30 protein-coding genes are annotated in these 27,000 nt (G+C 54.4%); 10 read left to right on the top strand and 20 right to left on the bottom strand.

Translation table 11 applies throughout. The features are described 5' to 3' along the window. From ACTRXA_RS02835 to rocD, 3 genes are read right to left on the bottom strand one after another with little or no spacing between them, the layout of a single operon-like run. The gene (locus ACTRXA_RS02835; protein WP_442425690.1) at window positions 1-462 is read right to left on the bottom strand and encodes a GNAT family N-acetyltransferase; all 462 of its coding nucleotides are present in this window, start codon (window positions 460-462) and stop codon (window positions 1-3) included. After that, a complete protein-coding gene (locus tag ACTRXA_RS02830) occupies window positions 455-994 on the bottom strand; it encodes an NADPH-dependent FMN reductase (RefSeq protein WP_442425689.1) in 540 nt (179 codons plus the stop codon). The genes ACTRXA_RS02835 and ACTRXA_RS02830 overlap by 8 nt, the downstream gene beginning before the upstream one ends. A gap of 27 nt (window positions 995-1,021) precedes the next feature. Continuing rightward, the gene (gene rocD, locus ACTRXA_RS02825; RefSeq protein ID WP_442425688.1) at window positions 1,022-2,224 is read right to left on the bottom strand and encodes an ornithine--oxo-acid transaminase; all 1,203 of its coding nucleotides are present in this window, start codon (window positions 2,222-2,224) and stop codon (window positions 1,022-1,024) included. A gap of 181 nt (window positions 2,225-2,405) precedes the next feature. Here rocD and ACTRXA_RS02820 point away from each other — a divergent pair, with 181 nt between their 5' ends. Further along, complete coding sequence (locus ACTRXA_RS02820; RefSeq protein ID WP_442425687.1) at window positions 2,406-3,353, top strand: chlorite dismutase family protein; 948 nt, start codon at window positions 2,406-2,408, stop codon at window positions 3,351-3,353. Window positions 3,354-3,450: 97 nt separating this feature from the next. Here ACTRXA_RS02820 and ACTRXA_RS02815 read toward each other — a convergent pair whose 3' ends face one another. The 7 genes from ACTRXA_RS02815 to rph all read right to left on the bottom strand — a co-directional run bounded on the left by ACTRXA_RS02815 (window position 3,451) and on the right by rph (window position 8,925). Beyond that, window positions 3,451-4,128 carry a DnaJ domain-containing protein gene (locus ACTRXA_RS02815; RefSeq protein ID WP_442425686.1) on the bottom strand — a complete coding sequence of 226 codons (678 nt, stop codon included), beginning with the start codon at window positions 4,126-4,128 and terminating at the stop codon, window positions 3,451-3,453. Window positions 4,129-4,181: 53 nt separating this feature from the next. After that, window positions 4,182-5,036 (bottom strand): acetyl-CoA carboxylase, carboxyltransferase subunit beta, encoded by an 855-nt coding sequence (gene accD / locus ACTRXA_RS02810; RefSeq protein WP_442425685.1) that lies wholly within the window; start codon window positions 5,034-5,036, stop codon window positions 4,182-4,184. Between the two features lie 52 nt (window positions 5,037-5,088). After that, window positions 5,089-5,847: a CDP-diacylglycerol--serine O-phosphatidyltransferase gene (gene pssA, locus ACTRXA_RS02805; protein WP_442425684.1), complete on the bottom strand. Its 759-nt coding sequence runs from the start codon at window positions 5,845-5,847 to the stop codon at window positions 5,089-5,091. Then, a complete protein-coding gene (locus tag ACTRXA_RS02800) occupies window positions 5,844-6,488 on the bottom strand; it encodes a phosphatidylserine decarboxylase family protein (RefSeq protein WP_442425683.1) in 645 nt (214 codons plus the stop codon). The genes pssA and ACTRXA_RS02800 overlap by 4 nt, the downstream gene beginning before the upstream one ends. 15 nt (window positions 6,489-6,503) lie before the next feature. Further along, entirely contained in the window at window positions 6,504-7,505 is a 1,002-nt protein-coding gene (gene ilvC, locus ACTRXA_RS02795; RefSeq protein WP_005010853.1) for a ketol-acid reductoisomerase, read from the bottom strand. Between the two features lie 30 nt (window positions 7,506-7,535). Continuing rightward, complete coding sequence (ilvN, locus tag ACTRXA_RS02790) at window positions 7,536-8,024, bottom strand: acetolactate synthase small subunit (RefSeq protein ID WP_442425682.1); 489 nt, start codon at window positions 8,022-8,024, stop codon at window positions 7,536-7,538. Between the two features lie 175 nt (window positions 8,025-8,199). Beyond that, complete coding sequence (gene rph, locus ACTRXA_RS02785) at window positions 8,200-8,925, bottom strand: ribonuclease PH (protein ID WP_442425681.1); 726 nt, start codon at window positions 8,923-8,925, stop codon at window positions 8,200-8,202. Between the two features lie 191 nt (window positions 8,926-9,116). Here rph and ACTRXA_RS02780 point away from each other — a divergent pair, with 191 nt between their 5' ends. Continuing rightward, entirely contained in the window at window positions 9,117-9,638 is a 522-nt protein-coding gene (locus tag ACTRXA_RS02780) for a bactofilin family protein (protein ID WP_442425680.1), read from the top strand. Between the two features lie 22 nt (window positions 9,639-9,660). Here ACTRXA_RS02780 and ACTRXA_RS02775 read toward each other — a convergent pair whose 3' ends face one another. The 3 genes from ACTRXA_RS02775 to ACTRXA_RS02765 form a co-directional block, all read right to left on the bottom strand. Next, window positions 9,661-10,602: a calcium/sodium antiporter gene (locus ACTRXA_RS02775; protein WP_442425679.1), complete on the bottom strand. Its 942-nt coding sequence runs from the start codon at window positions 10,600-10,602 to the stop codon at window positions 9,661-9,663. A gap of 170 nt (window positions 10,603-10,772) precedes the next feature. After that, window positions 10,773-11,129 (bottom strand): hypothetical protein, encoded by a 357-nt coding sequence (locus ACTRXA_RS02770; RefSeq protein WP_442425678.1) that lies wholly within the window; start codon window positions 11,127-11,129, stop codon window positions 10,773-10,775. 222 nt (window positions 11,130-11,351) lie between these two features. Further along, the gene (locus ACTRXA_RS02765; RefSeq protein ID WP_442425677.1) at window positions 11,352-12,386 is read right to left on the bottom strand and encodes an SPOR domain-containing protein; all 1,035 of its coding nucleotides are present in this window, start codon (window positions 12,384-12,386) and stop codon (window positions 11,352-11,354) included. Between the two features lie 270 nt (window positions 12,387-12,656). Here ACTRXA_RS02765 and ACTRXA_RS02760 point away from each other — a divergent pair, with 270 nt between their 5' ends. Beyond that, window positions 12,657-13,586 (top strand): dihydroorotate dehydrogenase, encoded by a 930-nt coding sequence (locus ACTRXA_RS02760; protein WP_442425676.1) that lies wholly within the window; start codon window positions 12,657-12,659, stop codon window positions 13,584-13,586. A 4-nt stretch (window positions 13,587-13,590) separates the two neighbouring features. Here the strand turns inward: ACTRXA_RS02760 and alr are convergent, their stop codons facing one another. Together alr and ACTRXA_RS02750 are read right to left on the bottom strand one after the other, a co-directional pair. Next, a complete protein-coding gene (gene alr / locus ACTRXA_RS02755) occupies window positions 13,591-14,715 on the bottom strand; it encodes an alanine racemase (protein ID WP_442425857.1) in 1,125 nt (374 codons plus the stop codon). 83 nt (window positions 14,716-14,798) lie between these two features. Beyond that, complete coding sequence (locus ACTRXA_RS02750) at window positions 14,799-15,278, bottom strand: DUF1566 domain-containing protein (protein ID WP_442425675.1); 480 nt, start codon at window positions 15,276-15,278, stop codon at window positions 14,799-14,801. 310 nt (window positions 15,279-15,588) lie between these two features. On the opposite strand from ACTRXA_RS02750, the gene ACTRXA_RS02745 reads away from it, so the two are divergent. Both ACTRXA_RS02745 and ACTRXA_RS02740 read left to right on the top strand, forming a co-directional pair. Beyond that, entirely contained in the window at window positions 15,589-15,885 is a 297-nt protein-coding gene (locus tag ACTRXA_RS02745; protein ID WP_442425674.1) for a hypothetical protein, read from the top strand. A 58-nt stretch (window positions 15,886-15,943) separates the two neighbouring features. After that, window positions 15,944-16,828, top strand: coding sequence for a formylglycine-generating enzyme family protein (locus tag ACTRXA_RS02740; RefSeq protein ID WP_442425673.1), 885 nt, complete (start codon window positions 15,944-15,946; stop codon window positions 16,826-16,828). Between the two features lie 18 nt (window positions 16,829-16,846). On the opposite strand, the gene ACTRXA_RS02735 is transcribed toward ACTRXA_RS02740, so the two are convergent. From ACTRXA_RS02735 to ACTRXA_RS02715, 5 genes are all read right to left on the bottom strand, one after another. Further along, a complete protein-coding gene (locus ACTRXA_RS02735; RefSeq protein ID WP_442425672.1) occupies window positions 16,847-17,188 on the bottom strand; it encodes a DUF2784 family protein in 342 nt (113 codons plus the stop codon). Window positions 17,189-17,243: 55 nt separating this feature from the next. Then, window positions 17,244-18,095 (bottom strand): pentapeptide repeat-containing protein, encoded by an 852-nt coding sequence (locus ACTRXA_RS02730; protein WP_442425671.1) that lies wholly within the window; start codon window positions 18,093-18,095, stop codon window positions 17,244-17,246. Next, a complete protein-coding gene (locus ACTRXA_RS02725) occupies window positions 18,095-18,922 on the bottom strand; it encodes a motility protein A (RefSeq protein ID WP_442425670.1) in 828 nt (275 codons plus the stop codon). The genes ACTRXA_RS02730 and ACTRXA_RS02725 overlap by 1 nt, the downstream gene beginning before the upstream one ends. A 26-nt stretch (window positions 18,923-18,948) precedes the next feature. Continuing rightward, on the bottom strand, window positions 18,949-21,114 hold the full coding sequence (locus tag ACTRXA_RS02720) for a class I adenylate cyclase (RefSeq protein WP_442425669.1): 2,166 nt from the start codon (window positions 21,112-21,114) through the stop codon (window positions 18,949-18,951). A gap of 136 nt (window positions 21,115-21,250) precedes the next feature. After that, on the bottom strand, window positions 21,251-22,777 hold the full coding sequence (locus ACTRXA_RS02715; protein WP_442425668.1) for an OmpA family protein: 1,527 nt from the start codon (window positions 22,775-22,777) through the stop codon (window positions 21,251-21,253). Window positions 22,778-22,979: 202 nt separating this feature from the next. Here ACTRXA_RS02715 and ACTRXA_RS02710 point away from each other — a divergent pair, with 202 nt between their 5' ends. The 5 genes from ACTRXA_RS02710 (at window position 22,980) to ACTRXA_RS02690 (ending at window position 26,998) form a co-directional block, all read left to right on the top strand. Next, window positions 22,980-24,446 (top strand): MFS transporter, encoded by a 1,467-nt coding sequence (locus ACTRXA_RS02710; protein ID WP_442425667.1) that lies wholly within the window; start codon window positions 22,980-22,982, stop codon window positions 24,444-24,446. Further along, window positions 24,443-25,093, top strand: coding sequence for an alpha/beta hydrolase (locus ACTRXA_RS02705; protein ID WP_442425666.1), 651 nt, complete (start codon window positions 24,443-24,445; stop codon window positions 25,091-25,093). The genes ACTRXA_RS02710 and ACTRXA_RS02705 overlap by 4 nt, the downstream gene beginning before the upstream one ends. A 3-nt stretch (window positions 25,094-25,096) precedes the next feature. Continuing rightward, window positions 25,097-25,678 (top strand): HD domain-containing protein, encoded by a 582-nt coding sequence (locus tag ACTRXA_RS02700; protein WP_442425665.1) that lies wholly within the window; start codon window positions 25,097-25,099, stop codon window positions 25,676-25,678. A gap of 1 nt (window position 25,679) precedes the next feature. Then, window positions 25,680-26,393, top strand: a complete 714-nt coding sequence (locus tag ACTRXA_RS02695; RefSeq protein ID WP_442425664.1) for a response regulator — start codon at window positions 25,680-25,682, stop codon at window positions 26,391-26,393. 170 nt (window positions 26,394-26,563) lie between these two features. After that, entirely contained in the window at window positions 26,564-26,998 is a 435-nt protein-coding gene (locus ACTRXA_RS02690; protein WP_442425663.1) for a helix-turn-helix domain-containing protein, read from the top strand. Window positions 26,999-27,000 lie beyond the last annotated feature (2 nt).

Genomic DNA, 27,000 nt, shown 5'->3' with positions numbered 1-27,000 from the left:
TCATTCAAACTCGCGTTCGTAAACGTGATAGCCGGCAGGATTGAGGCCGAGCCTGGCATAGACGCTCTGGCCGTTGCGGTTTCTTTCCTCGACGTACAGGCGGATGCCGCGTACATCGGAGGCATTGCGGGCGAGGGATTCGATGTGCTGGTACAGTTTGCGGAACACGCCCTGCCTGCGGTGGTCCGGGTGCACGTACACGCTCTGCAACCACCACAACGTGCCGTTTCTCCAGTCACTCCACTCGTAGGTGATCATCGCCTGCCCGATGACCTTTTCTTCCAACTCGGCGACGAAGTAACGGCAGAGCTCCGGCCGGGCGAGCCCTTGCTGAACCCCGCGCAGGACCGTCTGCGTGTGCAGGCACTTCGATTCCGTCTCATTCGCCATGGCGCGATTGTATTTGGTGATGATCAACGCGTCTTCGGCACGGCCTTCGCGGACGGTGACGTTCTCAGGCATTTTCTTCTTTCGCGGCGTGCAGGCACGCGACCAGTTTGTCGAGCATTTCCTGGATTTTGGCCCGGGCTTTTTCGCTGGTCAATTCGTCCCCGTCGTAGTCGGCATACGTCGTGTAAATGTGCGGTTGCACAGTGGTGACGTGTGATTCGAATGCGAGGATTTGTGCCAGATCGCCCAGCGACATGTACGACGCCTTGCCGCCGGCCTGGCCGAGGATGCCCGCCCATTTCTTTTCCATGGCCGACGAATGGATGTCGATGAAGTTTTTGAGTGGACCTGAAACCGAATAGCAGTACACGGGCATGCCGAAGACAAACCCTTGTGCGTCGGCCAGTTTCTTGTGTACCGCCTGCGTGGTTTCATTGTACTCACGAAGTGGGCGCGAGTCGCAAAACTGCATCTCCAGGTCGCGCAGGTCGATGATTTCGTTTTCAACCCCGCGCTTGTCCAATTCCCTTTTGGCGACGGCGATGAGGCGGGCCGTGTTGGAATCGGGATTGAGGCTTCCCTGAATCAGTATGATTTTAGACATGGGTGGGTCCTTTATGGAATGAGGGGATCACGATTCGGTCAATACCTGTTGGATGCGTTCGATGGCCCCATCGATTTCATCTTTTTTAATGATCAGGGGCGGAGCGATGCGCAGGACGTTCTCGTGGGTCTCCTTGCATAGCACCCCGCGCTGGGCCAGTGCCTCACAAAAGCGGCGTGCTCCACCGGCCTCGGGTTTCAGTTCGATGCCGATCATCAGGCCTCGACCACGCACCTCCTTGATGTGTGGCGAGTCGATGGTGCGCAGTTTCTCCATTGCGTAGCCGCCCACGTGCGCGGCGTTTTCGATCAGGTTTTCCTCCATCAGCACCTTGAGTGCGGCGCGGGCCACGGCACAGGCCAGCGGATTTCCTCCAAAGGTACTTCCGTGGTCGCCGGGCTTGAACACGCCCAGCACCTCGCGGTTGCTCAAGACCGCGGAGATGGGGTAGAAACCCCCGGAGAGGGCCTTGCCGACCAGGGTCAGGTCGGCTTCGATGCCTTCGTGTTCCTCGGCAAACAGTTTGCCCGTCCTGCCGAGTCCCGTTTGGATTTCATCTAGAATCAGCATGACGTTGTTCCGGTCGCATAAGTCGCGCGCGGCTTTCAGGTAACCGTCCGGGGGGATGATAACGCCGCCTTCACCCTGGATGGGTTCGACCAGAAAGCCGACGGTGTTGGGCGTGATTGCTTTCTCCAGTGCTTCCGCGTTGCCGAACGGGATCAGTTTGAATCCGGGTGTGAACGGGGCGTAGCCCTGGCGGTACTGCTCTTCGGAACTGAAGCCGACGATGGTCAGCGTGCGGCCGTGGAAATTGTTGGTGCAGACGATGATTTCCGCCTGGCCCTCCGGAACGCCCTTCACCTCGTAGCCCCATTTGCGGACGGCCTTGATGGCCGATTCCACCGCTTCGGCGCCGCTGTTCATGGGCAGGACGGAGTGCGAGCGCGTGAGCGAGCAGATTTCGTCGTAAAACGGCCCAAGCTGGTCATTGCGGAAGGCGCGGGAGACGAGGGTGAGCTTGCGGGCCTGATCGACCATCGCTTCCAGGATTCTGGGGTGGCAGTGTCCCTGGTTGACGGCAGAATAGGCGGCGAGGCAGTCCATGTAGCGATTTCCTTCCACATCCCATACCCAGATTCCCTCCCCACGGTTCAGAACCACATCCAGAGGGTTATAATTTCTTGCCCCATATCGGTTTTCGAGTTGGATAAAATCTTGAGTTTTCATAGAGTTAGGCGCATTTCGTGTTGAATTTCCATTGATCCCAGTTTATCATGGGACCCGATCAAACCAAGAACAGACATGCCGAGCAGGGATTATCCGGATTCAGTCGGCTCCGGGCCTTGATCCCTGTTTTGATTATTGTATAATTTGGCAAACTTTAACAACCGAGGATAGAGGTTGAGCTATGGCAATCGATGACAAAGAGCTGGAACAATTAATGCCGGAAACGAGCCTGAACTGGACCGAAGATGCCAAAGCCCGGATGCTGAATGTGCCCTTTTTCGTACGGAAAAGCGTGGTCCGCGGGATCGAACAGTACGCCCGGGATAAATCCATTGAATTGATAGACGACGACGTGGTCTCCCGGGCCCGGCAGGAGCGTGAAGGTGAAGCGATTGCCAAAATGCAGGCCGAGCGGAAAGCGCGGGAAGCGCAGCCAGGAAGCCGCCGCCAGTACGTCAACTTCGCATTCTACAAGCTGGATTCGGCGTTCCGGCGCCTGCCGCAGGCCGAGATCGATGCAGCGAAGGAAGAGTTCATCAATGTGCTGGAAGATTACGACGCGCAGGACGGGACGATCGTCCTCGCCTATTCCACCGTGGGTGTCCGCTGCGATTCCGAAATCATGCTGTGGCGGATTTCCTATGAAATGGAAAACTTCCAGAAAATGACCACCGCAATGCTGCGCACCAAACTGGGCAAGTATCTCGACACCACGTATTCGTACTTTTCGCAGACGAAGCGGTCGATGTACATGGACCTGTTCAACCCGGAGCACGAGGAAGACCGGACGCACATCATTCCGGGCAAGGCCAAGTACCTTTTCATCTATCCGTTCACCAAGAAACGCGAATGGTACCTGCTTTCCAAGTACGCACGGCAGGGCATCATGGACGAGCACATTTACGTGGGAAACCAGTATCCGTCGGTGAAACTGAACACCACGTACTGCTTCGGTCTGGACGACTACGATTTCGTCGTGGCGTTCGAAACGGATTACCCGGACGATTTCCTCGACCTGGTCATGGACCTGCGGGAGACGGAAGGCAGCCGCTACACGGAAAAAGACACGCCGATTTTTTCCTGCACGGCGATGTCCATTCGCGATGCGGTGGAAACGCTGGGCGTCTGATCTCCGCGCTGCAAAAGTAAATTCACTTGGAAAAATAAAAGCCGCTCCGAAAAGGAGCGGCTTTTTTATATTGCGCCAAAAATGAGGAAGAGGGTATTTACATCGAGCCCTCTGCCCGTAATTGTCCGAATTCCCACTGCCCTCCGTACGCCTTTCCATCGGAGATGAGCACCCCCTCGCCGTGCGGCATGTCATCCTGGAAACGGCCTACGTAACGGTCGCCGTTGGCATAAATGTACGTGCCGCGACCGCACATGGCATCTTCCGCAAATTCCCCCGTATAGGTGTCGCCGTTGGCGAAGGTCATCTTGCCGTTGCCATGTGCCTTGTTGAACCGGAACTGACCCGTGTACACATCGCCGTTGGAACGCACATAGTGGCCCATGCCGTGCATCATGCCATTGTGGAACTGGCCCTCGTAACGGTCGCCGTTGTTGAAAGTCTGGATGAAGTACCCCGGTATGTCGGTTTCCGCACGGACACCGGGAGGCGGCGGTTGGGTGGCTCTGCCGAAATCGGGGTTGAAGGGCCGCTGGAAACCGCTGAACCGGTCCTCCTCGTAAAATCCCTGCTGGCGGTTGGTGTGCAGGTCCACCAGCTTCTGGTACGCTTCGGTTATGGAGGAAAACAGATCATGGGCTTTTTTCTGCGCCGACTCATCGGCGTGAGGAAAGCGGTCAGGATGCCATTTCTTGACCTGCTCCTTGTACGCCTTTTTGATTTCCGTCAGGCTGGCCCTGGAAGAAACGCCGAGTATTTTGTAGTACTGCATCATAAGCCGATCTCACTTCCATCCGGGTCGAGGTGGAATCGACTTTCTATTATAATTCAATTCGGCTGGGCGACGATAGGGGTGTTTTTGAACAGGGAAAGCAGATTGGCGATACGCCGTTTCATGTCCTTGCGGTGCACCACTTGGTCGATGAGGCCGTGGTCCAGCAGGAATTCAGCGCGCTGAAATCCTTCCGGCAGTTTCTGTTTGATCGTCTGCTCGATGACGCGGGGTCCTGCAAAACCGACGAGCGCGCCCGGCTCGGCCAGGATGGCATCCCCAAGCATGGCGAAACTGGCTGAGACGCCGCCCATGGTGGGGTCGGTCAACACCGAGATATAGGGTACGCCTTCCTCAGCGAGCGTATTCAGCGCCGCCGACGTCTTCGCCATTTGCATCAGTGAAAAGATACCTTCCTGCATGCGTGCCCCGCCGGAGCAGCTTACGATGACCAGCGCCGACTTGTCTTCCCGTGCGCGTTCGATGGCGCGGGTGATTTTTTCGCCGACCACCGATCCCATGCTGCCGCCAAGAAATTCGAAATCAAAAACGCACAACTCCACCTGGTGGTCTTCCAACTTGCCGGTTCCGCAGACCACGGAGTCGGTGCTGTTTCGCACCTTGAGCAGACTTTTGACGCGGTCCTTGTAGCGCTTTTTGTCCTTGAAGCGGATGGGGTCGCCGGAAATCAGGTTGGCGTCTTTTTCTTCAAATGTACCGGGATTGACAAGCAGCTGAACCCGGTCCGAGTACGTCATGCGAAAATGAAAATCGCACTTCGGGCACACATGCAGATTGTCGATCAGGTCAATCTGGTAAATCTGTTCTTTGCAGGATTTACATTCCACCCACGCTTCTTTGGTTTTGGGTAATTTGCGACCCACACCGGGAAATTTATCGAACCAGGCCATAATGATTGTCAACTCGTCTCAATGAGTGTTGGTTGAAGTTAAGGACAATTGTTCATTTTTTGCGGTGAGGAATTTCCCTCGATGGTTGAGACCCGATTTTGCGCAGGAGTCCGGTGAGCCAGAGCGTCGGACCCGACATCACGTAAAGCAGGCTCAGCCCGAAAAATGCGATCTTGGGAATCGTTGCCACCGCGTACACGAACAGCACGACAAATACGAACCGCGTGAACGTCACGCGTTTTTTGAACGCCAGCTTTTTGAAAGCCGGGTACCGGATGTTGCTCACCATCAAAAACGCCAGCAGGTACACCACACCGACCATGATCATGGGATTGAGCCGCGTCGCAAACAAATCTTCGAAGGCAATGATGATGGAAGCGATCATGGCGGCCGCCGCCGGAATGGCAAGCCCGATGAAATTATCGCTGGACGGGTCCGGTTGGGTGACGTTGAACCGCGCCAGGCGCAACGCACCGCAAAGCAGGAACAGAAACGCCGCCATCCACCCCAGCCGTCCAAAGGGTTGCAGGACCCAGCTGTAGGCAAGCAGGGCGGGGGCCATGCCGAACGAGATCACATCCGCCAGGGAATCGTATTCGAAGCCGAAAGCGCTGGTGGTTTTTGTCAGGCGCGCCACGCGGCCATCGAGGATGTCGAAGATGATGGCCAGGCCGATTGCCACGGCGCCCTGGAAGTACTGCTCGCTCAAGGCGGCAATCAAGGCATAAAACCCGCAAAAGACATTCCCCGTGGTGAACAGGCTGGGAAGGATGTAAATGCCTTTTTTCAGTTTTTCCGGCGGTTTGATCATGACGAGTTTCCGGGATCCAGAAATCCGATGATGGAACTGCCTCCACTCACCTTGTCTCCGACCTGAACTTCAATCCTGCTCGACTTGGGCAGAAACAAATCGGTTCGCGAGCCGAACCGGATCAACCCCATACGCTGCCCCAGTTCGTAGCGATCGCCTTCTTTCGCCCAGCAGACGATGCGGCGGGCGATCAATCCGGCAATCTGCTTCATCAGTACCTGCTCGCGGCCGGTGTCGATGAGCAATGCGTTTTGCTCGTTTTCGGCGGAGGCCTTGTGACTGGCCGCGTTGAGGAAACTTCCCTTGTTGTAGCGGACCGCCTCAATGCGGCCGGCAACCGGAACGCGGTTAACGTGAACGTTGAACACGTTCAAAAAAATGCTGACCCGCATCATCGGTTCTTTCAAAAGCGGGTCGGTGTCTTCCGCGATCTCGACGACCTTGCCGTCCGCGGGCGAAACCACCACGTTGTCTTTCTGTGGGATGGCCCGCTCCGGGTCGCGGAAAAAGTTGAGACAGAACAACAGGGCCAGCCCGAAAAGCAACGTGCCCCAGTGCATGGACAACGCCGCGAATACGGCGGTGACCAAGGCCAACGGGATGATGAAGCGGAAACCGTCCGCCACGATTGGAATGCGCATGGTGTCTCCGCCCGGTCAGTCGAGCTTTTTGCCGACGAACGGCATCATGCCCCGCAGGCGTTCGCCCACTTCCTCAATCATGTGGTCCGCATCTTTTTTCAGCAAGGCGTTGTACACCGGGCGGTTGGCCTGGTTCTCCACGATAAATTCCTTGGCAAACTGGCCACTCTGGATTTCGCCCAGGATCTTTTTCATCTCCTTGCGGGTTTCGTCGGTGATGACGCGCGGACCGCGTGTCACATCGCCATAGGCCGCCGTGGTGCTGATAGAGTACCGCATGTTGCCGATACCGCCTTCGTAAATCAGATCCACAATGAGTTTCAGCTCGTGCAGGCATTCGAAATAGGCGAGGTCCGGGTTGTAACCCGCCTCGACCAGCGTGTCGAACCCGGCGCGGATGAGTTCCGTCACGCCGCCGCACAACACCACCTGCTCGCCGAACAGGTCGGTTTCGGTCTCTTCCCGGAAACTGGTTTCCAAAACCCCGGCACGGGTTCCGCCGATGGCCTTGGCGTAGGCGAGGGCGACCTTCTTGGCGTTCTTGGTGACGTCCTGCTGAATGGCCATGAGGCAGGGAACGCCGGCGCCCTGCTCAAACGTGCGGCGTACCAGGTGACCCGGTCCTTTCGGAGCGATCATGAAGACGTCGACAAAGTCCGGCGGCACCACCTGTCCGAAGTGGATGTTGAAACCGTGGCCGAAGGCGATGGCGTTGCCTTTTTTCAGGTGCGGCAGAATTTCGTTATCGTACAGGGCACGCTGTTTGTCGTCCGGTACGAGGATCATGATGATGTCCGCGGCTTTAGATGCTTCCGGCACAGTCATGACCTTCAACCCGTCTTTTTTGGCGCGGTCCCAGAAGCGGCTTTCCTTGCGCAGGCCGACCACGACCTTGATGCCACTGTCGTGCAGGTTGCGGGCGTGAGCATGCCCCTGGCTGCCGTAACCGATGATGGCAACGGTCTTGCTTTTTATATTCTTGATATCAGCATCTTTGTTGTAATAAATCTTCGACAAGATTCTCTCCTATTCGCTCTGAATTTATTTTCAGTTGATCGACCGCATTCCGCGGCCCAGGGCGATGCGTCCGGACCGCACCAATTCCTTGATACCCAAAGGACGCAACAACTCCAGAAAGCCGCGCAGTTTGCCCTCGTCACCGGTGATCTCGATGGTGTACGTGGCCGGGCTCACGTCCACCACTTTGGCGCGGAAGATTTCCACAATCCGCAGGATCTCTTCCCGGTTTTTCGGTTCAGCGTTCATTTTGATCAGCAACATTTCCCGGTCGATGAAACTTTCTTCCGTCAGGTCCACAACCTTTATGATGTCGACCAGCTTGTTAAGCTGTTTGGTGATCTGCTCGATTTTTTTATCGTCACCGCGGGTCACGATGGTCATGCGGGAGATGTTGGGCTCGCTGGTTTCGGCCACGTTGAGGCTTTCGATATTGAAGCCGCGGCCGCTGAACAAACCGGAAATGCGCGAAAGCACGCCGAATTTGTTATTCACGAGGACTGAAATAGTATGTTGCATGGGATTCCCGGTTTCGGAATTAATCGGTTTGGGTATGATGTTCAGGGTAATCGGGAGCATATGTTAACAAAATCGATAGGTTATTTCTATATAATTGTAAACTTTGGCCTTGTGAATCTTTTCCGAAGCACGGGCTTCGGGGAATCTGGGGTTCCGGCCCAAGCCGGTTCCCTATTCAGTCCAGCTTGCCGATCGCTTTCTCCTGGAGGTCAATCAGGTCCTTGATGCCCTTGCCGGCCAGCCCCAGCATTTCCTGCATGTCCTTGTCGGAAAACGGGTCGCGCTCGGCGGTGCCCTGGACCTCGATGAAGTGTCCCTGGCCCGTTTTGACGACGTTGAAGTCCACGCCTGCCGTGGAGTCCTCACTGTAATCCAGGTCCAGCAGTTTGTGTCCTTCCAGCATGCCCACGCTGGTGGCGGCGACAAAATCCTTGACGGGGATGAAGTCGATCATTTTGTTTTTATGGAGGTGCTTTAGCGCCAGGCAGACCGCCACGAAGGCCCCGGTGATGGAGGCGGTGCGGGTGCCCCCGTCCGCCTGGATCACGTCGCAATCCACCCAGATGGTTCGTTCCCCCAGGTTTTCGAGGTCCACCACGGTCCGCAGGGACCGGCCGATCAACCGCTGGATTTCCATGGTACGGCCACCGACTTTGCCTCGGGTGGATTCACGCTGTGATCGCGTATGGGTGGAGCGGGGCAACATGGAATATTCTGCCGTCACCCAGCCCTGTCCCTGATCGCGCAGAAACGGCGGCACTTTCTCTTCGACGCTGGCGGTGCAAATCACTTTGGTTTCGCCCACGGTGATGAGGACGGAGCCCTCGGCGTGCTTGATAAAATTCTTTTTGATGCTCACCGGTCTCATCTGAGTGGGCGTGCGTCCGTCGTTTCGCTTCATGTAATTCTCCGTTGGGCTGGTGAGCGGGATGGGCCGAAAAAAATAAAAGGGGTAAAATATCAGGAATTTCGCATTTTAGCAACGTTGAGGCGGTGTGTGGGTCCTCATTCCGAAAAAAATCACTAACCTTTTAATTTTGAACCAGTTATACTGACCTCCGTCAGTCAGGAATTCATTGAAAGGAAGCATGGATGGATTCATTCATACAAAAAGGAGTCACCTTGAAAGGCGTTTTGCGCGTCAAGGGTGTGGTGCTGGTGGAAGGCCGTGTTGAGGGCGAGGTGTTTGCCGCCGACCACCTGATCGTCGGTGAGTCGGGCAACGTCCTGGGCAATATTCAAGCCGGACACCTGACAAACCGGGGCACCATTCAGGGAGACGTCTCGGCCGGCAACAAGGTGGTGCTGGTGGAAAAAAGCCATCTGACCGGAGATATCTCGGCCTTTCAACTTGTGGTTGAAGAGGGGTCGGTTTTTGACGGACGCTGCAAAATGCTTTCAAAACCCACCTATCAGCCGAAACCGGAAACCCCGGAGCCTCCACTGCCTGAAACGAACGGGGGTCCCAAAAACGGTGCCCAGTCCAAAACGGCTTCGACCGAAAAACCCGCGACAAAGGTTGCTTCCGATAAAAATCAGGCTGCAAAGGAGAAAGGCAATAAACCGTCCGGTTCGGGCGTCGGTAATTTCTTCCGCCAGCTGTTTTCTGGATAAGGCCTGGTCACGGTCCGTCGGTTCAAAACAGACTCAATCCCTTGGCGCCGATATAAAACGCGTAGCCGGCAAGCAACACCACACCCCCTCCTTTTTCCAGACGGTGTTTCATGTTGATCATGATGAGAAGCATGCAGGTGAGGGCCGTCGTGAAAATGAGGTCGGCCCGGATCGGTTCCTGAATTATTAAGGGATCAATGGACGCGGTGGCACCGAGTACCAGGAAAATGTTGAATATATTGCTGCCGAACACGTTGCCCAGCGCCATTTCCCCATGGCCCCGCATGGCGGACATGGTGGAAGAAACGATTTCCGGCAGACTGGTGCCTACGGCAATGATGGTAACTCCGATGAACCATTCGCTGATTCCGAAACTGCGTGCCAGGCTGACACCTCCAACCACCATGCCGCGCGCCCCCGCCACCAGCAGAGCCAGACCCACCACAATCAGGATAAACTGAAATCCGATCGGCTTCCCGCGGAACCATTTCAGTTCGTCCTCAAAATGAAGCAGCGACTCTTCTTCGTCTTTCAAGGCCCGGGCGATGTACCACCCAATTCCGGCAAGAAACAGCAATCCTTCCCAACGAACCAGTCCCTGGTCCCAGGAAAATAAAATCAGCAGGAAGGATGCGATGAGGAGGGGAGGGGTTTCCAGCCGGAAACGGGCCTTGTCGATGGGGACAGGAACCAGCAGGGCGGTGAGGCCGAGCACCAGGCCGACGTTGGCGATGTTGCTGCCGACCACGTTCCCCATGGCCACTTCCGGGGAGCCTTCCAGGGCCGCCAGCAGACTGACCGCCAGCTCCGGAGCGGAGGTGCCGAAGCCCATCACCGTGGCGCCAATCACGAAAGGACTGACCCGGTAATGTTGGGCAATGCGCAGGCATCCCCCGATCAGCAGTTCCCCTCCGTAGTACAGGAGGGCAAGACCTCCCAGTATGAAAATGATGTCCAGAAGCATGAATGGGGTTCTAGGGGTTGGAATTAAAATGCGCGTGGAGGCAAGCCGACATTTGAAGATATCAGGTTAAATAAGCAAAGAAAATAGAAATCAGAAAAGAGATGAAAAGCCGGGGCCAAGAGGAGGAAAGCCCCGGCTTTTCCGGGTCACAGGGGGAGGGACCCAGGGGATCAGTGTGCGCTTTGGGTGCCTTTTGAGAGTGTCTTGTGCTCCATGGACTTCATGCCCGACCCTTCCTCGTGGCCGGTGCGATGTGGCGTCGTCTTATGGTCCTTCATGCCGCCACTGACTTCGTCCATCTGACCGGATTTCATAGTGTCGTGGGGAGAGCCCTCTCTGTATTCGTGACCGTATTCATGACCGGGTTCCGACAGTACGGAGGAACCACTGCCTTCTTCAAACATATTGTGCTTGGATTCCATTTTGTGGGGATCGTTGCTTTTGTGTTCACCCTCGTGGGAAATGGCGAAAAAAGGAATGGCCCAGATGAGAAGTGCCGCCGTCAGAACGGGTATGGTTTTTTTCATGGATGTCTCCGTATAAAAGGCCTTCAGGTTGGGTGGCGGGAACCGGGTTTCCGGATGGGTTCCCTTCTGGCAATAGATTAGGGCGTTTGCCTTCCTGAAAGGAAGCCTTATTTCTTGATGTGAGTCGGGGGGAATAAAAAAACCTTTCAGAAAAATCCAGCGAACTGAAAATTTCTGAAAGGTTTTGCGGTAAACGGAGTCATTCCCGTAAAACAGCGCGGGTTATTTCGTGATTTTGCGAACCAGCGTTTTGGGGTATCCGACCTTGGCGATTTCCTTCTGGTAACGGGCGGCCAGGTCTTTGGAAGCGAAACCACCGACGCGAACCACGTGAATGGGCGTGCTCACCCTTCTTTTTTCAATCTGGGTGAAGATGCCTTCCTGTCCCAGCTTTTTCTGCATGGCCTCCGCATTTTTAAGGGACCGGGTTTTTCCCAGGAGAATGGCGTAATTGCCGTCTTGAGAGGGAACCAGGTCTGGGGTGTGGCCCTTGGTTTTAAGTTCTTTCATGAGGAACTGTGCGCTGTCCGGGGAAGAAAAACCGCCGATCAGCAGTGTGTGCATGGAAGAGGTCCCTTCCGTTTGACTGACTGCGGTCGGCAGTCCCGCGGCTTTCAGTTTTTTCAGCATGCGGTCGGCATTGGATTTAACCGAAAATGCACCGACCTGCACAAAATAATCTCCGGCCGGGGGATTGATGGGAAGGCCGTTGGACTTCACCTCCGCCTTGGTTTCCTTGATAGCGGGCTTTTCTTTCGTCGGCCCTTTTTCTTCCGGGATTGTGTTGACCGGAGCGGGGGAAGAGGACGACTCGTCCAGGGAATTCAGTGCTTCACTGATGGCAGAAGCGGCCTGATTTTCCATCTCGCCCAGAGTGGATGCAGGTTTTTCATCTCCCGTGGCTTCCGGTGTGGTGGGGGCTTTCACCTCGTTCTGCGGATTCGCCGCTCCCTCGGTTTCGTTCAGGGGTGCGATTTCCGGAGCGGGAGCCGGTTGCGGTTCCACCTTCGCCGTCTGATCCATTCCCGGCAGGCCGGGTAAAGACTGGTTCTCCACCCCAAGGTAAAGCAGGGCTGCCAGCCCAACGGCAATGAGGGCGATCAGTGCAAACTTGGCGTTCTTGTAACGGATTTGTTTATCGATTTCAGCCATGGCCTCGATTTCCGATTCATCGATGAGTTCATCGATGCGTTTGAGAAATTTTTTGTCGGCGGTTTCGGTCTGTTTTGGTTCGGCAAACAAACTGGGTCGGGACATGATTCTTTCCGTTCCAAATGGAATGAACGTGGATGATGGGGGATGGGGGCCGGGTGAAGGGAAAGAGTAATTCCGTGCGAACATCCGGTAAATCTGCTAGTGTAGAAAGCGCTCTCGAACCGGAGACGGATGCGGCAGCCACATCCCCTTTAAAATCAAAATGAAGTATATATTGCAATTTTTAGCCTGTCAAGCAAAACTGATTGAAAAATAAAACGTTTTTTCGTTTTTGGCGACCCTTTATTTAAACAAATTTTAATTAATCATCATATGGGTTCCGCAGTCGATCTTTCTGTCAATCTGGGCACATTTTCGCTGGCCAATCCCGTGCTCGCGGCGTCCGGCACGTTTGGCTACGGACTGGAGTTCACCCCCTTTGTGGACCTCAACCGGATTGGCGGATTCTGCACCAAAGGACTGTCCCTGAAACCCCGTATGGGTAACCCTGCGCCTCGTGTCGTGGAGACGGCGGCGGGAATGCTCAATTCCATCGGGCTGGAAAACGTCGGGTTCGATCGGTTCCGGGATGAAAAACTGCCGCACCTGCAAATGTACGACTGCCGCGTGGTCTGCAACTTCTTCGGAGACACGGTGGGGGAGTACGAGGAGATGGCGCGGGCCTTGTCCACGCTGGACCGGGTGGACGCGCTGGAGATGAACATTTCCTGTCCGAACGTGGAAGAGGGCGGGGTGCAGTTCAGTGCCGATCCCAAAACCGTGGAGAAGGTGGTGGGCGCAACGCGGCGCTCCACGGACAAGTTTCTGATCGTCAAGTTGTCGCCCAATGTCACCGACATCACCGTTACAGCGAAAGCGGCGGAGGTGGCGGGGGCGGATGCGTTGTCCCTCGTCAACACCTATGTCGGCATGGTGCTGGATGCGGAAACGGCCGAACCGTACCTGGGAAACGGAAACGGCACCGGCGGGCTGTCCGGACCGGCCATCAAGCCCATCGCGCTCAACATGGTGTACCAGACGTCGCGGGCTGTGACCATTCCGGTGATCGGTCTGGGAGGCATCCGCACGGCGGAGGACGCCATTGAGTACATCCTTGCAGGGGCCTCCGCCATTCAGGTGGGCACGGCAAATTTTTTCGATCCCCGCGCTACGATGAACATTCTCGATGGGTTGACCGACTGGTGCCGGGACCACGGCATCGACCGGATTGAATCGCTTCGCGGCCGCGCCTGGAAGCAGTGACGGTTCAGGGCAGGTAAACCCGCGGCACGCGCTTGCCGACCCCGCACAGGGTTTCATAGGGAATGGTGTTGTAGCGGGAGGAAAGTTCTTCCACCGTGATGGCGTCGTCTCCTTGCTTTCCGAACAGCACCACCTCGTCCCCCTCCTTCACCTCCGGCAGGTCGGTGATATCCACCATGCACATATCCATGCAGATGGTCCCCACCTGCGGGGCGCGTTTGCCGCCGATGAGCACTTCCATGTTTCCAGACAACGCACGGCTCAGGCCATCTGCGTATCCCACGGGCAGAACGGCGATCCGGCTGTCCCGCCTCGTGATGAAACGGCGGCCATAGCTCAGATAAGAGTGCGCCGGCAGGGAGTTGATCCGCAGCACCCGTGTTTTCCAATGCATCACCGGTTTCAATTCCGGCGACTGGGTGGGGATGTGGCCCTGTGGCGCAGGCGGAACCACCCCGTACAACGCGATGCCCAACCGCACCATGTCATATTGGCTTTCGGCAAAGTTCAGCAGGCCGGCGCTGTTGGCGCAGTGCACCGGCGGGCAGGGCAGATTATTCTGTTTTACCAGGTCCAGTGCTTCCTTCATGCGATCCAGTTGGAGGCGCGTGTAGTCGGCATCCTCATCGGCGGACGACAGGTGGGTGAATACGGACAGGACGTTTAGCGATTTAAGACCACTCAGGAATTCGATGAAAGCCGGCAACTCCTCCCAGCCAATGCCCAGGCGTCCCATTCCCGTGTCGACCTTGATGTGAACGTCAGCCTGTTTGTTCTGCGCCGCCGCTTTCTTGGCAATGGCTTCCGCCAGGGGTTGCGAGCACAACGTGGTCGACAGGTTGTAGCGGAGCAGATCGTCGATCTCGTCGGGCAGAATACCGATCAACAAATGAATGGGGGCGTCGATGCCGCAGTGGCGAAGCTCGATGCCCTCGGCGATGATGCCGACCCCCAGAACGTCCGCCCCGGCGGAGAGCGCCGCCTCGGCGCAGGGTTGCACACCGTGTCCGTAAGCATCCGCCTTGACCACCGACATGAGGCGCACTCCCGGTTTCAGGCATCCGCGCAGGGCCCGGATGTTGAAGCGGAATGCGCTCAAATCGATTTCCGCCCGGGTGGAGCGGTGCAGCCCCAGTCCGTTGGCGGCGGGGGTGTCCAGAGACTTGGAAATGGTGAACTCCTGTTAAGGGTGAGCGGTGGCTGACCGTCGGCTTATTCCCGGCGGGTTCTGCCGGTGGTTGAAACGCGTTTCGCCACCTTGGCCTTGCCGGTGGCCCGGCACGGGCGGCAGGACATGAAGGAGTCGTCCTTGGCCGTTTTGCGGATCTGGTAGCCCCGGTCGCTGTAAAAGTTGTAGGCCATGGCGTTGTGGCCGCTTTCTTCCTGGCACCAGTAGGTGAATCCGCAACCTTCCGGGAATATGTAGTCGATGTGAACGATGTCGTCGTTGAAATCGTAATTTTTGGATTCGTGGTCGTACAGGTTGCGGCAGTCCTGGCTTTTGGGCAGCCTCCAGTCGGAATGGCCTGCAAACTGTTTTTCGTTCATCAGCTTGACGTATTTGTTGGCGCCCATCCAACTGCACCACTTTCCCTTGCGTTGATAGTAGTCCTCCTTCAACCACATCATTTTGTATTTGGTGTCGGTGACAGTGCCGTCACCATTGTCCACAAAGCGTTCTCCTTCTGCCACGGTGATCCTCGTCCAATTACTTCAGTTTCAGGTTGATTTCGGAATGGAACCCGCAGTGCGGGTTCCCAGAATTAGCCTTAATATATTAATATCAATGTTTTTAATGGCGCAACCCATTTTAAAGCGTTGCCGGCAGGAAGTGGCTCAGAGCGGAGGCTGCGGGTTTGAATGAGACGCAGGCAGATCAAAAACGGTTGCCGAAGCGGAAGGGTTTTGTGCTATTTTGAGGCCTCAGAAATTCTAAAACCCATATGCGACTCGATTGACCGTGTAGTTGCATGTTGCTATTGAAAGGGATGGAACCACCGTCATGGCAAAAATCGAAGTACAGACTTTTTTTTATGACCTGATCCATTGCAAGGACAAAATTCTCTCCTGTTTCGACCGGTTTGACGAACAGTACAGCGACGACGAACGGGGTGCCCTGGTTGCCGGTATCAAGGAAATGGAGGATGGCGAACTGGTGAACCTGCTCATCAATATCCAGAGGCTGGCGTCGGGGTTTCAGGACATCCAGACCCTGATGACGCAGGCCGAGGAGGAGGAGCTTCAGGCTTCCATCAGTGGTGCGGATGAAGAAGAGGAAGATGACGACGACGAAATCTGAATCCCGTTGACACCCTCACGCAATCCTCTATTAAAAACCTTTCCCGCTTTTTGATTTCATGTTTTTCCGCCTTCACCGAATCGTTTGCCTGATCCTCCTTTGCCTTCTGGGACTCGCCGCCTGTGGCGAACCGGACTGCGATTGCGGAGTTGGCGGAGGGAGGCCGCTTCCGGCATCGCTCATTTCCGAGGTCGATGGCAAGGAAATGGTGCTGGTTCCCGCCGGGGAGTTCATCATGGGTACGGACAAAACGGACCCCGAGAAGAAGCACCTCAAGATCGGCGCAGTCAAACCCCTGTTCCGCGATCAGCAACCCCGGCACACCGTTTTCCTGGACGCGTTTTACATCGACAAGTACGAGGTCACCAACCGTGAGTACAAGCAATTCGTCGAATCCGTTCAGTATCATGAGTATCCCGGGCACTGGTTGAACGGCATGTACCTTCCAGAGCAGGGCGACCTGCCTGTGACCGGCATCACCTGGGGCGAGGCCCTGGCGTATGCCATGTGGGCGGGGAAGTCTTTGCCCACCGAAGCCCAATGGGAAAAGGCCGCGCGGGGCACCGACGGACGCCTATACCCCTGGGGCAACGATTATGAAAAAGGCGTCGCCAACATCGGGCTCGACGGTCCGCGCAAGTTGATGCCGGTGGGCAGTTTTCCACGCGACGTCAGCCCATTCCAGGCCTTCGATATGGGGGGCAATGTGATGGAATGGACACTGGACTGGTACCTGCCTTATCCGGGAAGTGACTTTCAGTTCAAAAAATTTGGAACCGATTTGAAAGTTCTGCGCGGCAACGGCTTCCAGGAAGGCGGGCATTATTTTCTGGACGAGCACCGGTATGTGTTCCATCGCTCGGAAGTGCGACCCGATGACTATTTTGACAACGTCGGGTTCCGCTGTGTGAGCCCCTTCCTCAATTTCTCAGAAGAAAGCTGAACCCCGCTCCCCTCCTGGTTACCTGCCGCGCGGCGGTGGCCGCCAGATGAACGACGTGAACACCAGCATGGCGAAGGTCATGTCCGCCACAAACACCGCGCCGGCATCGAACCATTCCATATAAATGATGCGATTGAGCCACGTGGCGAGAAATGAGCCTTCGTAATCCTGGTCGGAGAAGTGTTCTTCCAGAACGGTGAGGGGGCACGGGATGTTCACGATCATGAGCACCGTGACAAACGCAAGCAGGGCCGCGTGAACAAAACGGAAGGTGCGGTGGTTGACAATCAGTCCCACAATGAATCCCACCACCATGTACAAGATGAAAAGGAAATGCAGGATAAGGAAGTAGTACGCCATGCGTTGATTATATTAAAAGAGGGGGGCTCTCGCACGTCTTGCCTGAGGAGGGAGGTCACTCGAGGATGGTGTTCTCCAGCACCGCATCTTTCAGCACCGCTTTGGAAATGTTGGCGTCCACGAAATAAGCGTTTTTCAGGTTGGTCTGGTTGAAGTTGGTGCCGTGCAGGTTGGCTTCGAGAAAAAAGGTGTTTCGCATGTTTGATTTTTCAAAATTGGCGTAGGTGAGGTCGGCCCCTTCCATGTTGGCCTCTTCTATTTCGTTGTCCTTGCAAACGGCGTCTTTCATTTCCGCGCCGATGAAATTAGCGAAGGATAAATTGGAGTCCCGGAAAGTGGTGGAATTGAAATCCGTGTATTTGAATACCGCGCTTTTGAGATCGGAATCGCGGAACTTGACGAATCCAAAGTCCGAGCCACGCGCATTGGTTCCGTTCAATTTGCAGGTGTTGATTTCCGCTGACCGGCAGTAGCTGTACATCATGCGGGAAAAGGAAAAGTCACAGTTTTCCATCTTGCCGGCGGAAAAGTTGCTGTGGTTCAGGTTGCTGCCACGGAACATGCAGCCTTTAAGATTGGCCATGGTGAAGTTTGCGTTTTCCAGGGATGCATTTTTGAAAACGCAATCGACGAGCGTGGCTTCCTCGAAGTTGGCGTTGCTGAGGTCGGCGTTGCCGAAATCAACATTTTTGATGCGGGCTTTGTAAAAGTTCGCATCCACAAGGGATGCCTGGGTAAAATTAAGGTCAATCAGCTCCGATTTTTCCAGGATGACTTCGTTGAGCACCCCGAAGATGAAGGTGATGCCATTCAGGCTGATGCCCTTCAGATCATACTGGGAGAAATTGACGCCGTCCTGGCACTTGCTCGCGAGGGTCAATTGCAGTAATTCGTCGATGTTCGACATTATCGTTGCTGTTCCGGAGAGAGCAGTGCGTTCATGTTTCGCCGGATTTTCTGGGGGTTGGTGCGGTCATGGATACCCAGAACCCCGACACGGATTATCTTGCAAAGCAGGGTTTCGCTTTCCGTCCGGTGGCTGAGCTTGGCCACCACCGGCGTGATGATCAGGTTGGCGAGCATGATTCCGTAAAATGTGGTGATGAGGGCTGTCGCGAGAGAGGGGCCGATGGTGTCCGGGTTCTCAATGTGCATGAGCATCTGGACCAGGCCGATCAGGGTTCCGCCCATACCGAAGATCGGTGCCTGCACGGCCATGAACTGAAGGATTTTCTGGCTTCGCTGGTGACGCTCGATCATCGAGTTCATTTCCCGGTCCAGGATTTCGTGAATCTCACGGGAGTTGTATCCGTCCACGATCATGCCGATGCCGGTGCGCAGAAACCGGTTATCCACGTTTTCTTCTTCGTTTTTGAGACGCTTGATGCCGCCGGTCCGGTACTTGGTGGCGAGTTGCATGATCTGCTCAATGTAGCCGGCGGGTCCTTGATTGTCCGGCCTGTAAGCATTGATGATGACGCGAATCAGGCTCAGGATTTTTCCTGAAGGGTAGGCGATGAACGAAGTGGCGATGGTGCCGCCGAAAACAATCAGCACCGCATTGAGGTTCAAAAAGGTTTCGGGGCTTCCTCCACGGATGATGGCCCAGGTGATCAGCCCCACGCCGATCATGGTCCCGAAAATGGTGCCGACGTCGATGCGGGATTCCTGTTGGTACCGTCCCGTGTATTCCAAGCCGGATATGGTTTCCGATTCTTTTACTGCGATTGCCATATCTCTTTCGTTTCAGTCATTGCAGTTCAGGCGGACGAAGACCTCGATCTGACTTCTTCCACCTCCTGTGCGTCCGGCTCCGACGGCTTTGGAGCGGTCGGATGGGATTTGGGGTCGGCCGATTCAACCCTTTCCGCAGCCTTTCCTTTTTTGAAAGTCAGCGTTTTCATGATGTACCGGGACAGCCAGGAGAAGTCTATTTTTTCTTTTCGGCTTCCAGGTACGAAAAATTTAAAAAATTCGTCTTCGTCGATTTCCCGGTTGGGGGTCATGGACCGCAATTCTGCAAGGCAGCGGTTCATGGAATTGGCTCCGACATACGTTTTACAGAACAATTCCCCCCATGAGGTGAGGTAAATGGCGGTGGTGCTGGAAATGCGTTCCAGTTTTTTATTCATGAATTCGGCGTATTCCCTGGCGGTTTTGCAATCCTGCAGGCCGCCGATAATGACCTCACGCGGAATGGGGTGCCCGAAATCCACAATCATGAACAATTGCCGCAGGCGGGCATGAGAAAGCAGGTCTTCATTGGGAATGGATGCCACGGAAACCTGCGACATGAATGAAGACAGGTCTTCCAGCAGGAATTTCAGGTCATGGTCCTTGATGGACTGTTGCTCCGCTCGCAGCAGAAGAACGGTGTCCTTGCGGAACAAACTGTTGAAACAGGCAAAGGCCACCAGAAATTGCAGGGACGACGCCTTCTTGAGAATCTGTTCCTTGGGAATGTGCTCCAGGAAAGCCAAAGTTTTTCCGCGAATCAGGTACCACTCCCCTTTGTCTTTGGGGTTCACGCGGTGGAGCATGAAGGTCAATTCCTTTTCACCCGTTTCTCCATCCACCAGAGCGAAAAGGTTTTCCACCTTGTTCTGACTGGGCCGGTAAAAGCTGAACAGCTTCCGGCCCAGAAGGTGCGTATCGCGTTCGGAGATCAGGGATTCCTCACCGGATTCCTTGTTTGCCTCGGAAATGTTTTTGTAGCTGGCCATGAGGATTTTGTTGATCCGGTTTCCGAGCGCGACCTTGTCCAGCATTTGCCAGCTGAAATAGGAATTGACGCTTTCCAGTTTTTGCGGTTCCCAGTCCCAGGAGTTGTACATGTTGATCAGGGTGCGTTTTCGGGGATCGGGGCTGCCTTTCACCAGTTCTTCACCAGTGACTTTGGTACCCACCTTCAGAACGAAAGAGGTTTTGAGCGCGTCCAAGGCATTTTCATCCTTGTGTTCCTTGAAAAACCGCTCCACCCGTTCATACATGGCAATGTAGGTGTCGATGTCGTCGAACAGGGTACCGCCGAAAACTTTCTTTTTGATTTCATGGCAAAGCAGATTGAAACGGGTGTTGCCAAACATGTACTCCTCCAGCAACCCCATTTTCAAAAGGGTCTTGAAGGGTGCCTTGAAGGATTTGATGAGTGCCCAGATGGAGCCACCGAAAAACTCACCCTGTGAAATGTCATCCACGTTGCCGATATCGACGAACTCATTGGGATCGAGCAGGGTTTGACGCGAGTTGAGAAGGCTTAAATAGTTCTCGTACTTATCGTCATCGGTTTTGAGTGGGACCACCCACCAGAAGGGAAGTTTGCCCGCAGTGATGACAGCGGTGCGGTACATCTCCTCTTTAAGCAACTTGGCCTGGGCAGAACCCGTGCTTTCGGTGTCGCTTTCGCCAAAAATATTGTTTTTGACCTCTTGTATGTCATTTATGAAAAAGTGGACCTCGAGGTTGAATTCGTCCCAGGCCCATTTCTCGATGAGATGGAGTTTCTGCTTGAAAAGGCCCAGCCTTTCCGGCGATACGCTGTGCTTGTTGACCAGAAGTGTGTAATCGAGGTCGGATTTACGGCTCTGGGCGATTGAACCGCAACTGCCCATAATCAAAACCGTGTGAATGAAGGGATCGACTTCTTCATTCCCGCGGAATACCGTGTCCGGAAAAAGGGTTTCCACGGCGAGCTGAACCCGGTGGTCGAGCTGAAAATGATGGATACCGCAAGGCGTATCGCCATTCACGTAGCCCGGGAGTCCCTCCTGGTTGATATGCAGGAGGCGGGGAATGATGGTGAACACATGCCGGTCCATGTGAAAAAGAGGTTGTTGAATCCGGTTGAGGTTGTTCTGGTTGTATCTCAAAAATATCTGGCGGTTGTTGAAAAGGGTTTCCGCGATATTTTCCGGTTTGTCCGCCATAAAATTCCCCGGGACGTTTTTCGATTCAAAGGATTCAATTGCTAATTATAAAGGGCGTACCCATAAATGAGAATGGGTTTTTGGCCGCTGCGGCCAACCCGGCAAAGTTCAACGATTCGACTCCCGGAACGGCCCTTCAGGTTTTCTTTACGGGTTGTCCATTTATTGCCTGGCCCTTGCCCCCGTTTTCTTCCTTTAGAACTTCCTTGTCTTTAAGAATTTTGATCTCGACTCGCCGGTTCATGGCCCGGTTGGAATCGGTGTTATTCGGTTTAAGGGGGCGGTGTTCGCCATAACCCGAAACGACGATCAACTCCTCCGGAAAATTGAGTTCCTCAATGATGTAACGTGCCACCCGTGCGGCGCGGGACGTGGAAAGTTCCCAGTTGGAGGGAAAGGTCTCGGTGCTGATGGGAACGTTGTCCGTATGCCCCTCTACGTGGATTTGCTTGACGCCCTGCTTCAGGTCGTTCGTGATGGCTTTAAAGATGGTTTCCTCCGCACCCGGAATCAACGTGGCCTTGCCCGGTGCAAACAGTTCTTCGGATTTGAGGCGGATCAGTTTCGTTTTCACGTCTCCGCGCACGAGCTCTTCCGGGTCAACATTGTCTTTCACCAGTTCGCGTACGCGTTCCAGCATTTCGATTTCCTGGTTGGTCAGACGAACGTTTTGAGAGGTCACGCGGACCTGTTTCTCCTGAAATGAGGAGATGGCTTCCACAAATTTGGCCTCGTCAATGTTTGACATGGTGAACAGCATGACGAAAATTGCGAGGAGAAGGGTGATCATGTCGCTGTATGTGACAAGGAAACCCTCCATGGAGACGAATGCCGTGCGGAATGAGGAACGGTGTTCGAGTGCGATCTGCCCCTCCAACTGTCTCGCGACCTGCTTGTCTTCCAGAGTCTGGATCTTGCTTTCCAGCTCTTCGTTGTCATCTTTCAACTGGTCCAACTCGATGATCAGGCGTTCCTTGTCGTGGAGCAGTTCGTTCAGCTCCATGCGTAACTCAAAAATGATTTCGGCCGGAAGCTTGCCGTCCTCGCGGTCCTGCGTCGCATCCTTGATGATGCGTTCCAGTTTCTCGATTTTTGCTTCCTTGCCTTCGATTTCCTTTTCCAGCTGCTGGTAGGAAGGGCCGGCCTTCTGTTCCAGCTCCTGCTTGAGGCGGGTGACTTCGTCTTTCAATGACTTAACCCGGTCCAGTTCCTTGCGGGTTCTTTTGACTTCCTTGACGAGGAGGGATTTGTCGTTGCTGGTTTTTTTGAGTTCCTCCCGGGTTTCCTTGAAAATACTTCTGAGGTTCTGCAGGCTGGTTTTGGTTTCCTCGAGTTCCTTGACGATGGCAGGATCGATTTCGTGAACTTCGCTCTCCAGATCCTCAACCTGTTCTTCCGTTTCTTCCCCGTCCCCTTTTTCGTCTCCCTGGCCTTTCTTGCGTTTGGACATGCGGGCCGCCCAGACAGCTTCCTGCGCTTCTTTCAGTTCCAGTTCTTTTTGCTTGATCAGGCCCAATAATTCATTGACTTTTTCCTTGTTTAGGACGGTAATGTTGTTCATTTTGTCAGAGAGCCTGGACGTTTCTCTGACCTGCTTTTTCAGCTCCTGATTCTTGATTTTGAGCTGTTCTTTTAGACGCTGAATGGAATTCTCTTGAGCCATGGTTCCCTACCCCGATTTCCTATCGGCTAGAATACCCTAAATTCTTATAAAAAAATCATTATAGGGATTCGACCGTCCACTAGAAAGTATAAGGGGAGGCGCTCTGTGGACAAGCGGCAAATAAGACATCCATCGATCTGAATGCCGACGGGGCATCCACCAATCCGACCGTTGGGGGGGCATGGAGAGTCATCCTAAATTATTGAAAAGTAAGCTATTCTGGGTTGGAATCCTGTATTTCGCGGAAGGCTTCCCGCTGGGCGTGTTCTACGATGTTTTCCCCGTTCACCTGCGCCAGCAGGGGGTGGATCTGTGGCAGATCGGGTTCATGAGCCTGCTCGGGTTGGCCTGGACCCTCAAATTTTTGTGGGCCCCGGCAGTCGATTACGTTCGCCATCACCGCCGCTGGATTTTCCTGATGGACGTGCTGATGGGCGGCGTCATGCTGGTTTTTGCCGTCCTGCTCGATTTCGGTCCCTGGGTGTGGCTGGCCATCGGCCTGTTCACAATATTTTCCGCGACGAGCGATGTCGCCATCGATGCCTACACCATTGAGATGCTCAACAAGGACGAGTTGGGTCTGGCCAACGGCATTCGCAATGGCATGTATCGGGTGGGCATGCTGGCTTCGGGATTCATCCTGGTGCTGGCGGACTGGATGTCGTGGAGCGCGACGTATCTTGCCGGTGCGCTCATCTTGTTTGCCTGCGGTACAGTGTGCCTGCTGGCCCCTCCGGAACAGGCCTATAAAACGCGCTCTGAACGGTCCCTGCTGGGCGAGTTTCGCCTGATCGCCCGCTATCCCTACGCGCTGGCTCTGCTTTTCATCATGGTACTGATGGGCTTCGGCCTGGTCGATACCAAACTGGACGTGTCCGACAAACGTCCTTACCTGTGGCCCACGCTGGCGATGGCGGGTATTCTGGTGGTGGCAGGCAGTCATTATTGGACGCGCCGGGTGAGGCAGCAAAGTAACGGCCAATCTCTTCGCGACGAGTTGAACGAAGGACCCATGTTCGGCGCATTTTTCGAACTGATCCAGCGGCCGCACATCATTCCGGTCATCATTTTCATTCTGATTTACAAGCTCGCGGACACCTCGATGGGGTTCATGGTTAAGCCGTTCTGGGTGGACTCCGGGTTTTCAGCAACGGAAATCGGTCTGGTTTCGGTCAACATCGGGCTCGGCCTCTCTATTGCGGGGGGCCTGGTGGGAGGCTGGTTCACCGACCGCTATGGAATATTCAAAGGCATCTGGGTGCTGGGGCTTTTGCAGGCGCTATCCAACCTCGGTTACGCCGGGGTGGCGGCTGTCATCCCCCCGCCGCAGGAAGGAGTTCCCATGGCGATGGAATTCAAGGCCATGATGTACGGCGCAAGCGTACTGGAATCGTTCACTGGTGGATTGGGCTCGGCCGCGTTTCTCGCCTTCCTGATGGCGATCGTTAACAAAAAACGATCGGCTTCGGAATACGCACTCCTTTCCTCAATATTCGCGTTCAGCCGGTCGGTGGCAGGGTGGGCAGGCGGGTTCGGCGCGGAGGCGATGGGCTACGCCCCGTATTTCACGCTCACCTTTTTTCTCGCGTTTCCGGCCTATCTCTTTCTTCCCTGGGTCAAACGTATGCTGAGTTCTCAGCCGGACTGGAACCAGGGTACCCGGGCATGAAAACCGTCTATGTGTATTGCCACGGATTCGCCTCCAGCCCCGGTTCCAAGAAAGCCACTGTGTTTGCCCAGCGATTCCAGGACCAGGGAAAAGAGTTGATAGTGCCCGACTTGGAAAAGGATGATTTTCGAAATCTTACTCTTTCTGGGCAGGTTGAAATAATTCAGTCGGTGGTCGATACTTTTCCGGGTTCGGGGATCGGGATGATCGGGAGCAGTATGGGCGGATACCTGGCGGCACTTGTGTCCCAGTTGCGACCAGAGGTTAAGGGGGCGTACCTGATGTGTCCGGGGTTTCAATTCCTGAAACGCTGGAAGGAGAAAGTGCATCCGGAGGACCCGAAGTCCGAAAGGCTGCCGGAAGTAATACGGGTGTACCACTACCGCTACGACCGGGAAATGGAATTGAGCACGGCCATTTTTGAGGATGCCCGCAAGTGGGATGCTCTGGCACTGGACCGGTCCGTTCCGACGCGCATTGTCCACGGAGTGCACGATGAAACCGTGCCCGTGGCTCAGTCACGGGAGTTTGCGAAGAATCGACCCTGGGTTAAACTGGAAGAGTTGAACTCCGATCACAGTTTGTTATCGCATATAGACTGGATCGTGGACGATTGTTTGAAATTTTTTACCCGGGAAGGCATTTAAAATATGGAACCGTACGTGATTCGGGTTACGGGAAACCTGGGAAAAATCAAAAAAGCCTTTCTTACCGTTCAAAAAGCGCACTCCGGACAAATTAGAAAAGGTCGCGAGCGGGAGCTTTTCTACCACCATCCCCGCCGTGTGTGCAAAGCCTATCTTCAGTTTCATTTCAAGACAGTGGAGGGCGCCCTGGCTGCATTGTGTCATGACCTGGTGGAGGATACCTGGGTCAACCTAGATGACATCGAATCCTGGTTCGGACCCGAAGTCCGCCGTCTGGTGGCGGATTTGACCAAGCCGGACGGGTTGTCCCACGTCGAATACCTGAAAGACTTTGAAGCCTGGCCACTCGAATCCAAAAAAATCAAAGTGTGTGACATTGAAGACAACATTCTCAGCTCACGGTCGATTCCTTCCGAACAACGGCAGGCGATGATGATCAAATGGCAACGGTACCTTCTGGCGCTCGCACCGGAAACCAACCCTGTTGCCGGGCCGGCAAAAGAGTATTCAATAAAATGGAACCATGTGCTGGCCCTGATGGAGAAGGAATGGAAAACCCTGGCTCACTACCCGACTGAAATCTGATATGGCCGACAACAGCAAAACGAAAAAAGGGTTCCGGCGCTACACTATCCTCATTGTGGACGACGACCCCTCCATCGTGACCCTGGTGAAGCAACTGGTCGATCAGGAAAAGTACAAGGTCATTTCGACGGATGACGGTGAATCCGCGGAAGCCATCATTCGTTCGCGGTGCCCCGACCTGATTCTGCTCGACATCAATATTCCAGGTAAAAACGGGTTGGAAGTGTGCCGCAGCCTGAGAGGCGAAAAGGAAACACAAAACCTTCCCATTATCATTCTTTCCGGCAGGACGGAACAGGTGGACCGGAACCTGGGTCTGGAGTTCGGTGCGGATGATTATGTCACCAAGCCGTTTAACTCTCAGGAACTTTTATTACGGGTGAACAATGTTTTAAAAAGGGTGTATGGTTCGCAAGCCCGAAATGACACATTGACCCAGGGTGTGCTGAAGGTGGACTTCGGGAAACACGAGGTGCGGGTTAAAAACAAAATCGTCCAGTTGACTCTTACCGAATTCAAGCTGCTCTCCTCATTGCTGGACAATTTGGGCCAGGTAAAAACCCGGGATTACCTGATGGAACATGTCTGGGAAAGCAATGAAGGTGTCTTTTCCCGAACTATTGACACGCATATCCAAAGGCTTCGGAATAAATTGATGGAGGCGGGAAAATATATCGAAACCATTCGGGGCGTGGGATACCGCTTTAAAATTTAGGGTTTGCAGAGGCGGTTAACCTTTTTGGTTTTTATTCAGTTTAAAGTAAGAAATATCGGAAAAGCTATATCATTGGGCCGATTTGTAACATAATTGTTGCATTGTCTTCATCATATTTTGACCGATTTTTTCAATAATAGGGGCTGAAGATAAACACAAGGAGGTTTCCGATGATTGAAAAAATTGGTAACGAAAATCCGGATCACGAGGATTCGAATCAGCCCAAATCGGTGGGCGGCCGTCTTCGCTACTGGCGCAAGTTGTCATCGCTCCGGTTGGTGGACCTGGCCGCAACCATCAATGTTTCACAGGGATCTTTATCGGATCTGGAAAACGACAAGTCTCTTCCTTCCGCCACCACTCTCACAGGGTTGTGCCGGAAAACCGATGTCAACATTTGCTGGTTGTTGACCGGGGAAGGGGACATGATCAAGGAAAAGGATGCGGTGGACAAGGATGTATCCGCTTTCAAGGAAGTGGTGCGTCTGATGAGTGACAACGATTTCAAGCGCACGGTCCACCGTCTGGTTAAAATCTTTGAACGAGGCACTCCGACCCAGAAGGCCCAGATCAAAGGCTTCATGGCCGGGGTGGAGACGGATTGATG

It is taken from the genome of Nitrospina sp. P1_D6 (genome assembly GCF_052156615.1).
Lineage (GTDB): Bacteria > Nitrospinota > Nitrospinia > Nitrospinales > Nitrospinaceae > Nitrospina.
The sequence above is the reverse complement of the archived record's forward strand: the minus strand, read 5'-3'. Positions and strand labels throughout refer to the sequence as shown.